6 protein-coding genes are annotated in these 9,222 nt (G+C 63.6%); 5 read left to right on the top strand and 1 reads right to left on the bottom strand.

Translation table 11 applies throughout. The annotated features are described in order from the left end of the window. From ABJF10_RS25860 to ABJF10_RS25840, 5 genes are all read left to right on the top strand, one after another. The coding region (locus ABJF10_RS25860; RefSeq protein WP_348547513.1) for a DUF1501 domain-containing protein at positions 1-1,145 on the top strand (1,145 nt) is incomplete at its 5' end. A gap of 2 nt (positions 1,146-1,147) precedes the next feature. Continuing rightward, entirely contained in the window at positions 1,148-3,619 is a 2,472-nt protein-coding gene (locus ABJF10_RS25855; RefSeq protein ID WP_348547512.1) for a DUF1549 and DUF1553 domain-containing protein, read from the top strand. A gap of 6 nt (positions 3,620-3,625) precedes the next feature. Further along, positions 3,626-5,401: a PPC domain-containing protein gene (locus tag ABJF10_RS25850; protein ID WP_348547511.1), complete on the top strand. Its 1,776-nt coding sequence runs from the start codon at positions 3,626-3,628 to the stop codon at positions 5,399-5,401. Next, on the top strand, positions 5,398-5,766 hold the full coding sequence (locus ABJF10_RS25845; protein WP_348547510.1) for a hypothetical protein: 369 nt from the start codon (positions 5,398-5,400) through the stop codon (positions 5,764-5,766). Before ABJF10_RS25850 ends, ABJF10_RS25845 begins: the two co-directional genes overlap by 4 nt. Further along, on the top strand, positions 5,763-8,264 hold the full coding sequence (locus tag ABJF10_RS25840; RefSeq protein ID WP_348547509.1) for a c-type cytochrome domain-containing protein: 2,502 nt from the start codon (positions 5,763-5,765) through the stop codon (positions 8,262-8,264). Before ABJF10_RS25845 ends, ABJF10_RS25840 begins: the two co-directional genes overlap by 4 nt. A gap of 172 nt (positions 8,265-8,436) precedes the next feature. On the opposite strand, the gene ABJF10_RS25835 is transcribed toward ABJF10_RS25840, so the two are convergent. Next, on the bottom strand, positions 8,437-9,222 hold a 786-nt coding region (locus ABJF10_RS25835; RefSeq protein ID WP_348547508.1), incomplete at its 5' end, for a DUF1501 domain-containing protein.

Genomic DNA, 9,222 nt, shown 5'->3' with positions numbered 1-9,222 from the left:
TCGACCTGAAGATGGACGCGCCGCTGGAGATTCGCGGGCCCTACAAGCCGATCTCGACGAACGTCCCCGGCATCCAGATTTCCGAACACATGCCGCGTTGCGCGCGGATCATGGACAAGCTGATCCCGATCCGCACGATGGTCGGTTCGATGACCGGCGATCACGATTCGCACATCTGCTACACCGGCCGTTCTGCGAAGGGTGTGGTCGCGCCGCCCGGCGGCTGGCCCTCCATCGGCTCGGTGATGACGAAGCTGTGCGCCGAGAGCGCCCGGGAGGTGCCGCCCTTCGTTGGCCTCGCGCCGAATGCCGGGCATCCGCCCTACGGCTCGCCGGGCCATCCGGGTTTCCTCGGTCCGTCGTATGCGGCTTTCCGTCCCAATGGCGCGGGCATGAGCGATCTCGTGCTCAACGGCATCACCAGCGACCGCCTCGCCGACCGCCAGAAGCTGCTCGCGAGCTTCGATAAATTTCAACGTGACGTGGACAACAGCGGCCTGATGAGCGCGCTCGATGTCTTCGATCAGCGGGCCTTCGACGTGCTGACCTCGAGCAAGCTGCTCGACGCGCTCGATGTCTCCAAGGAAGACCCGAAAGTGCGCGAGCGTTACGGCAAGGGCGACCCGAAGAATTACGGCGACGGCGCACCGCGCAACAACGAGCACTTTCTCGTCGCGCGACGCTTGATCGAGGCCGGGGCCCGCTGCGTGACGATGAACTTCGGGCGCTGGGATTTCCACGCGCGGAACCACTCGGAGTTGCTCACGCACCTGCCGCTATTTGATCAAGGATACAGCGCGCTGATCGAGGATCTGCATGCGCGCGGGCTCGACAAGGATGTCGCTGTGGTGGCGTGGGGCGAGTTTGGCCGCACGCCGACGATCAACAAGGACGGCGGGCGCGATCACTGGCCGCGCGTGGGCTGTGGTGTCGTCGCGGGCGGCGGTTTCAAGACCGGGCAGGTCATCGGCGCGACCGATCGCCTCGGTGGTGAGCCGATCGAGCGGCCGGTGCATTTCGGTGAAGTCTTCGCCACGCTCTACCACTGGCTGGGGATCGATTTGAACAACGTGACGCTGCCGGATCTTTCCGGGCGCCCGCAGTACCTGGTCGATGGCTGGCAGCCCATGAAAGAACTGATCTGATCGTGAAATATCCCCCCATCTTCCTCACGTGCTTTTTTGCGATGACAGCCGCCGTCCTGGCGAAGCCGGCGAGTTTGCAGATCGAAGCCACCGGCGCGCCTGAACTCACGTTGCGGGGCAAGGACGCGCGCCAGCAATTGCTCGTTACTGCGAAGCTCGACGACGGGGCGATTCGCGACTTCACGCACCAGGTCACCTACAGCGCCGCGCCCGCAGGCATCGTGAAGGTGGATGAGGGCGGGATTGTTTCACCGGTGGCCAATGGCGCGGTGACGATCACGGCGGAAGCAGACGGGGTGACGGCCACGCTGGTCGCCCATGTCGAGGACGCGAGTCACGCGGAGCCGATCAATTTCGCCAACCAGATCGTGCCGATCTTTACCAAGGCCGGCTGCAATGCGGGCGGCTGCCACGGCAAGGCGAGCGGCCAGAATGGTTTCAAGCTTTCGCTGCTCGGTTTCGAACCGGCGGAGGATTACGAACACATCGTGAAGGAAGCGCGCGGGCGGCGCGTTTTTCCGGCGGCGCCGGAGAACAGCCTGCTGCTGCTCAAGGGGCTTAACGCCACGCCGCACGGCGGCGGCAAGCGGCTCGATGCGAAGTCCGACGACTATGAATTGCTCGTCCGCTGGATCGCGCAAGGCCTGCCCTACGGCAAGGATAGCGATCCGAAGGTGGCCAAAATCGAGGTCCTGCCCAAGCAACGCACGATGGCGCTGAAGGGCGAACAGCAACTCGTGGTGCTCGCCCGTTACACGGACGGCAGCGTGCAGGATGTGACGCGCAGCGCGCTCTACGAGCCCAATGAAAAGAGCATGGCCGAGGCCGACGAGGGCGGACATGTGAAGCTCTTCGAGCAGCCCGGCGACGTCGCCATCATGGTCCGTTACCAGGGCCGGGTCGCCACGTTCCGCGCGACCGCGCCGCTCGGTGCGACCGTGGAAAATCTGCCGCCGTCCCGCAATTACATCGACGACCTCGTCTTCGCCAAGCTCAAGGCGATGGGCATGCCGCCGTCCGACCCGTGCGATGACGCGACGTTCATCCGGCGCGTGAGCCTCGACATCGCGGGCCGGCTGCCGAGCCTCGACGAGTCGCAACGCTTCCTTGCGGATGCCGATCCGGCGAAACGCGACAAGTTGATCGATGCCTTGCTCGCCAGCCCGGAATACGCCGATTACTTCGCCAACAAGTGGAGTGCGCTGCTGCGCAACAAACGCGCGAAGCCGGCGGATGCGCCGATGAATTTCGCGTTCTTCGACTGGCTGCGCGACAGCCTGCGGGCCAACCGGCCTTACAACGTCATCGCGCGCGACCTGCTCACCGCGACGGGAGACGTGGCGGAGAATCCACCGGTCGCGTGGTATCGCCAGGTGAAAGAGCCGCAGCAGGAAGTGGAGGACATCGCGCAGCTCTTCCTCGGCATGCGCATGCAGTGCGCGCAGTGTCATCATCATCCCTTCGAGAAGTGGAGCCAGAACGACTATTACAGCTTTTCCGCGTTCTTCACGCAGGTGGGCCGCAAGCCCACGACGACGAAGGAGAACGAAGCCATCTTCCACCGGCGCGGCGTGGCGACAGCGATCAACAAGAAGACCAAACTGCCCGTGCGCCCCGCCGCCTTGATCACCGGACCGCTGGAGATCGCGGCCGACGACGATCCGCGCGTGGCGCTCTCGAACTGGATGAGCGACCGCGCCAATCCCTTCTTCGCGCGCACGCTGGTGAACCGCTACTGGAAGCACTTTTTCAATCGCGGCATCGTCGAACCCGAGGACGACATGCGCGAGACGAACCCGCCCTCGAACCCCGAACTGCTCGACGCGCTCGCGCAGCATTTCATCGACAGTGGCTATGACTTGAAGGTGCTCATCCGCGACATGACGCATTCGCAGACTTATCAGCTCAGCGCGGTGCCGAATCACTACAACAGCGCCGACCGGCAGAACTTTTCCCGCTATTACGCGAAGCGCCTCGGCGCTGAAGTGCTCTACGATTCGATCAACGAAATCACGCGCACGCCAGGCACCTTCCCCGGCATGCCCGCGGGAACGCGCGCGATCTCGCTGCCGGACAACAGCTTCAATGCCGGCTCCTACTTCCTGACCGTCTTTGGCCGGCCGGAGAGCTCGAGCGCTTGCGAGTGCGAACGCACGCAGGAGGCCAGCCTCGCGCAGGCGCTGCACCTTCTCAACGCGAAGGACATCCAGGACAAGCTGGCTTCGGACTCCGGTGCCGCGGCCAAGTTGATGGCCGATCCGCGGAGCGATGAAGAGAAGCTGCGTGAGTTGTATCTGGCCGCCTATTCGCGCGCGCCGGAAGCGCACGAGCTCGAGCTCGCCAAGGCCTATCTCGACAAGCCGCGCAAGGGCACCGATGGGCAGCCGGTCGATGCGGTGAAAAGCAAGCGGATGGGCTACGAGGACATTCTCTGGGCGATCCTGAACACGAAGGAATTTCTCTTCAATCACTAGGCAGGAATGGCCGCGCGTTCTACCCCCCTTCTTGGCGCCATCGTCGCCGCGTGCTTGCTCGCTACGCGGGCTTGGGCAGTGGAACTGCCGGTCATCCGTCTCGACACGGTGTTTCCGCCGGGGGGCAAAGCGGGCTCGGAAGTCGAGGTGGCGATCACCGGAGCGGACCTCGAGGAAGCGAAGGAACTGCACTTTTCCAATCCCGGCATTACCGCCGAGCAGAAGGACAAGAAATTCGTCGTGAAGATCGCGCCGGGCGTGCCGGTCGGGGTTTACGATGTGCGCGTGGCTGGTCTGCTCGGCATCTCGAATCCGCGGGCTTTCGTCGTCGGCGATCTGCCGCAGGCGAGCAAGACCGGCGTCCACAACACGCCGGAAAGCGCGATGGAATTGCCGCTCGATTCCGTCGTTGCGGGAGCCGCGACCGCGGCGGTTGCTGATTATTTCAAATTCACCGCGAAAAAGGGACAACGTCTGTTATGCGAGTGTGCTGCGCTGGAAATCGATTCCCGCCTGACGCCGGTGCTGACCGTTCTCGATGCGACCGGCCGCGAACTCGAAACGAGCCGCCGTGGTGGATTGCTCGACTTCACCGCGCCCGCCGACGGCACCTATTTACTCAAGCTTCATGACGTCGCGTTTGCCGGCAGTGGCGAGTATTTTTACCGCGTCGCGCTGACGACGGGCCCGCATATCGACTTCGTCTTTCCGCCCTGCGGTCAGCCCGGCGCGAAGGGAAAGTTCACGCTCTACGGTCGCAATCTGCCCGGCGGCGCACCGGCGAACCTCGCCGGCCGCGACGGTAAGCCGCTCGAAAAACTGGAGGTTGAGATCGATGTGCCCGCGACGGGCGACTCGCATGTGGATGGGCTCTCGAATTCCGCTGCGGCGGCCATCGACGGCTTTTCCTATCGATTGTCTTCGCCGCACGCCTCGAATGCGGTTTTCGTCGGCTTCACCAACGAAACGGTGGTCGCCGAGCACGAACCCAACAACAGTCCGGGTGAGGCCCAGAAAATTACGCTGCCTTGCGAAGTAGCGGGCCAATTCTTTCCCGCGGGCGACGCCGACTTCTACACCTTCGACGCGAAGAAGGGCGACGTGTGGTGGATCGAAATGATTTCCCAGCGGCTGGATCTGCCGACGAATCCTTTCGTGTTGGTTCAGCGGGATACGGCGGATGTGCAGGAAGCTTACGGCGCGGACACGAACATCGGCGGCGTTCGTTTTAGTACGGCCAGCAACGATCCGGCGCTCCGCTTCGAGGCGAAGGAGGACGGCGCGTATCGGGTGAAAGTGTGCGACCTCTTCGGCAATTCGCGGAGCGACCCGCGCAATGTTTATCGTCTCGTCCTGCGCAAGGAGTCGCCGGACTTCCGGTTAATGACCGTCGCCGAACCGCCGCCGGAAAAGAAGGATGACCGCAAGGCCGAGCCGTTCACCGCGCTGCTGCGCGGCGATGGCACGATCGGGATCAAGGTCCTCGCCTTTCGCCGCGATGGTTTCGCAGGTGAGATTGAATTGCACGCCGAAGGCCTTCCGACCGGAGTCACCTGTCAGCCCACGAAGATCGCGGCGGGCGCGAGTGAGGGCGTCGTTTTGCTGACCAGTGGGGAGAAGCCGGAGCGCTGGGCCGGTGCGATTCGCGTGATTGGGAAGGCGAAAGTCGGTGACGCTGAGTTGGTGCGCGACGCACGGGGTGGCGCCGTTTGCTGGACGGTGGCCGATGCCAACGTGGACGCCGTTCGTCCACGGCTCACGCGGGATATTGCCCGGCGGTGAGCGCCGCGGAATCGGCTCCGGTGAGCGTGACGACGACGGAAGACAAACATTGGGAGATCGCCGCCGGCAGCAAGATCGACATCCCGCTGAAAATTACCCGGCGGGGCGAATTCAAGGAGGCGCTGAAGCTGAAGGCGACCGGTGCGCCCGGGCTCGAGCCGGCGAAAGAGATCGACGTGGCGGCCAACGCGAATACCGCCACCGCGACCATCGACCTCGCGACCGCGAAGATTCCGAGCGGCGAATACACCGTCCATTTTCAGGCGCAAACCAAAGGCAAATTCCGCGGCAAGGATGTGATCACGACGATCTACTCCGCACCGATCCGCATCGCGGTGCAGCCGGCGCCGCCCAAGCAACCATGAAGATCTTCGCGCCTTTCGCTCTCACCATCGTGCTCACCGGCTCGGCGGCCTTCGCGGCCAAGGCGCCGATCGCCATTGCCGAGCCGAAGCGGGCGACCGCCGTCGATTTCGATCGCGAGGTGCGGCCCTTCCTGAGCGATAATTGCCTCTCGTGCCATTGCCAGACGACCACGAAAGGCGGGCTGAATCTCGAGACACCGGAACTCATGCTCAAGGGTGGCGACTCGGGTGCCGCCATCACACCGCAGAAGGGCAGCGAAAGCCTCATCCTGCAAGCGGCGGCGCATCTCGACAACGATCTCGCGATGCCGCCGCGCGACAACAAGGCGAAAGCGAAGAACCTCACGCCGGAGCAGCTCGGCTTGCTCAAGCTTTGGATCGACCAGGGGGCGAAAGCGTCGCCGAAGACCGAGCGAATCGTGCAGTGGCAGCCGCTCGCGGAGAGCCTCGGCGCGATTTTTGCCGTCGCCGTCACCGGTGACGGACAGTTTGCCGCGTGCGCGCGCGAGAATCGGATCTTCATTTATCACGTGCCATCGGGCCGGCTCGTGGCCACCGAAGCGGGCCACCGCGACCAGGTGAACGCCCTCGCTTTTAGTCCGGATGGCACGCTGATGGCCTCGGGTGACTATCGTGAAGTGAAGCTTTGGCGGCGCACCCCGATGGCGGGCAAACCGGCGCAGCCACTCGCACCAAACGAAAGCTCCAAGCTGGCGCGCGTCGACGGGAAGACTCTCGTGCTGCTGAACGCCGAAGGGAAACAGGTCGGGCAGGTGGATCATGGCGAAGCGATCGTCGCGTTTGCGCTGCGCGGAGATGGGCAGCGCATTGTCACTGCCGGCGGGAATATTGCGAAGCTGTGGAGTGCGGATGGGAAACCAATCGCCGAGCTGCGGGGCAACCGCTATGCCCGGGAATTTGCCGACCAACAGGATCGCGCTCTGCAAATCGAGACGGGCAATGTCGCCTATCGCAAAGACGCCGTGGATGCCGCGCAGAAAGCGCTGCAAGTGGCGCAGGATCGCGTGAAGAAATCGACGGAGGCCATTGTGCCGAAGGAACAGGACGTCGCCGCCAAACAAAAAGGAATGGCCGATGCCAAGGCGGGCAAGGTTGCGGCCGATCAAGCGCTGGTGGCTGCGGAAACGGAGCTGAAGAATGCCGAGGCGAAATTGCAGGATGCGGCGGCCAAGGCCGCGAAGCTGGCCGCCTCCGCAACCGAGGCGATCAAGGGCGTGGCGGCGGTCGACGCGAACAAATTGGCCGCGGATGCCGCGGCGGGCTTGCAGGAAGCGGCCAAGGCGCGTGCCGAGCGCGATCAACGCGAGGCGCAGCGCAAGCAGGCGGCCGATAAAATCGAACCCGCGAACAAACAGGTCGCGGCGGCCGAGGAAGCGGCGAAGAATGCCGAAACCGCGAAGCATGTCGCCGAGACCGAACTGGCTCTGGCCAGGGCGGAAGAGCAAAAGAACGCGGGCAGCGTGACGGAAGCCAACGCCGCCGCGGTGACCGTCGGAACCGCCCGCACGAAAGCGGAGGAAACATTGCAAGCCGCCCGCCAGGCTGCGGCCGCCGCCGAGCAGTCGATTCGCGCGGTGACATTTTCAACCGATGGCTCGACGGTGGTGACGGCCGGCGACGATCAAATCATCCACACGTGGAGCGCGGAAAATGGAGCCGCGTATGAAGTGCTGAAAGGGCACAGTACCGCCGTCACCTCGCTCGCCTTCGCGCCGAATGGCGAGCTGATTTCAACGGCGGGCGATGGCGCTGCGCTGGCCTGGAACCTGACGCCGGAATGGAAGCTCGAGCGCACCATTGGCACGGGCGACGCCGGTTCACCGCTTACGGATCGAGTGAATGCCGTCGCTTTTTCGCCGGATGGCAAACAACTCGCGACCGGTAGCGGCGAGCCTTCGCGCGGTGGGGAACTCAAGCTCTGGGACATCGGCACCGGCCAGCTCGTGCGGGATTTTCCGAGGGTCCATTCCGACGCCGTTTTGAGTCTCGAGTTTTCGCCGGATGGCAAGCTACTCGCCTCCGGCGCAGCCGACAAAATGGCGCGCGTGACCGAGCTCGCCACTGGTAAAACCGTCCGCAATTTCGAAGGCCACACGCACCATGTGCTCGGCGTGAGCTGGAGCGCCGATGGTCGCACGCTGGCGACCGCGGGGGCTGATGGAATGGTGAAGGTGTGGGACTTTACGACCGGTGACCGGAAGAAAAACATCGAAGGCTATGACAAGGAAGTGACGGCCGTGCGTTTCGTGGGCACCACCGCGAATGTGGTGACCAGCTCCGGCGACAATAAAGTGCGGCTGGTCGGCCTCGACGGAAAAGAAGTGCGAGTGTTCCCGGAGGTCGCGGATTTCATGGAATCCGCCGCGGTGAGTGCCGACGGGAAACTGGTGGTGGCGGGTGGGCAGGATAGCGTGCTGCGCGTGTGGAATGCGGCCGATGGCGGCAAGCTCGCGACCTTCGCGCCGGTGAAAAAGTAAGGTTGGTGACTGTCTAAAAGTGAGATCCCTCCTCGCGTGTCATTCTGAGCGGAGTGTAACGGAGTCGAAGAACCCCGTCGAAGAACCAGCGACACGTTTGGTGTAGCGACGGGGTCCTTCGACTTCGCTCAGGATGACCCGTGAAGAGAACTGTGAATTATTCCACAGTCTCCTACGAGACCGGCAGGATTTCCTCGATCGGCGAGCCGAAAGGCAGGATCGGCATCGGGCGCCCCTGAAGATCCAGCGTGCTTTCGTTGTAGTCGATACCGAGGTGGCGATAGACCGTGGCCCAAAGATCGTTTGGCGAAAGCTGACGATCGACCGGATATTCGCCGCGCGCGTTGGTCGCGCCGATGATCTGGCCGGTCCGCATGCCACCGCCACTGACCAGCATCGACATCGCGTTCGGCCAATGGTCGCGGCCCGGTTGGCTCACTTTGGTTGCGGTGCCGGTCTGCGTATTGATCTTCGGGGTGCGGCCAAATTCGCCGGTCGCGATGACCAGGACATCCTTGTCGAGACCGCGGGCGTAAAGGTCCTCGATCAGCGCCGTGAGGGCCTGGTCGTAGACTGGCATCCGCCAGCGGCTGTCGGTGAACATGTCGCAGTTCACGGCATGCGAATCCCAGTTGTAGGTGCAGGCATTCGGAATCTTGCCGCCGGGGTAGGGATTCTCCCAGACCATGGTGACGAAACGGCAACCCGCCTCCACGAGGCGCCGCGCCATCAAGCCGCGCTGACCATAAGCGTGGCGACCGTAGCGATCGCGCACGCTGTCCGGCTCGCGGCTGAGATCGAATGCTGTCTGCACCTTCGACGACGTGAGCATGTGGAAGGCGCGCTGGCTGAACTCGTCCATCGCGCCCATCAGCCCGTTCGAATCGGCATCGCGGCGCAACCTGTCCATCCCCTCGAGTAAATGCACGCGGTCGTCGAGCCGTGTTTGCATATCGGG

This window comes from Chthoniobacter sp. (assembly GCF_040003245.1).
Classification (GTDB): Bacteria; Verrucomicrobiota; Verrucomicrobiia; order Chthoniobacterales; family Chthoniobacteraceae; genus Chthoniobacter.
This window is presented reverse-complemented; position numbering and strand designations above follow the sequence as displayed.

Excerpts from the sequence above, each read along its gene's own strand:
- ABJF10_RS25850 (WP_348547511.1), top strand. The coding sequence starts at position 3,626 with ATGGCCGCGCGTTCTACCCCCCTTCTTGGCGCCATCGTCGCCGCGTGC.
- ABJF10_RS25840 (WP_348547509.1), top strand. The coding sequence starts at position 5,763 with ATGAAGATCTTCGCGCCTTTCGCTCTCACCATCGTGCTCACCGGCTCG.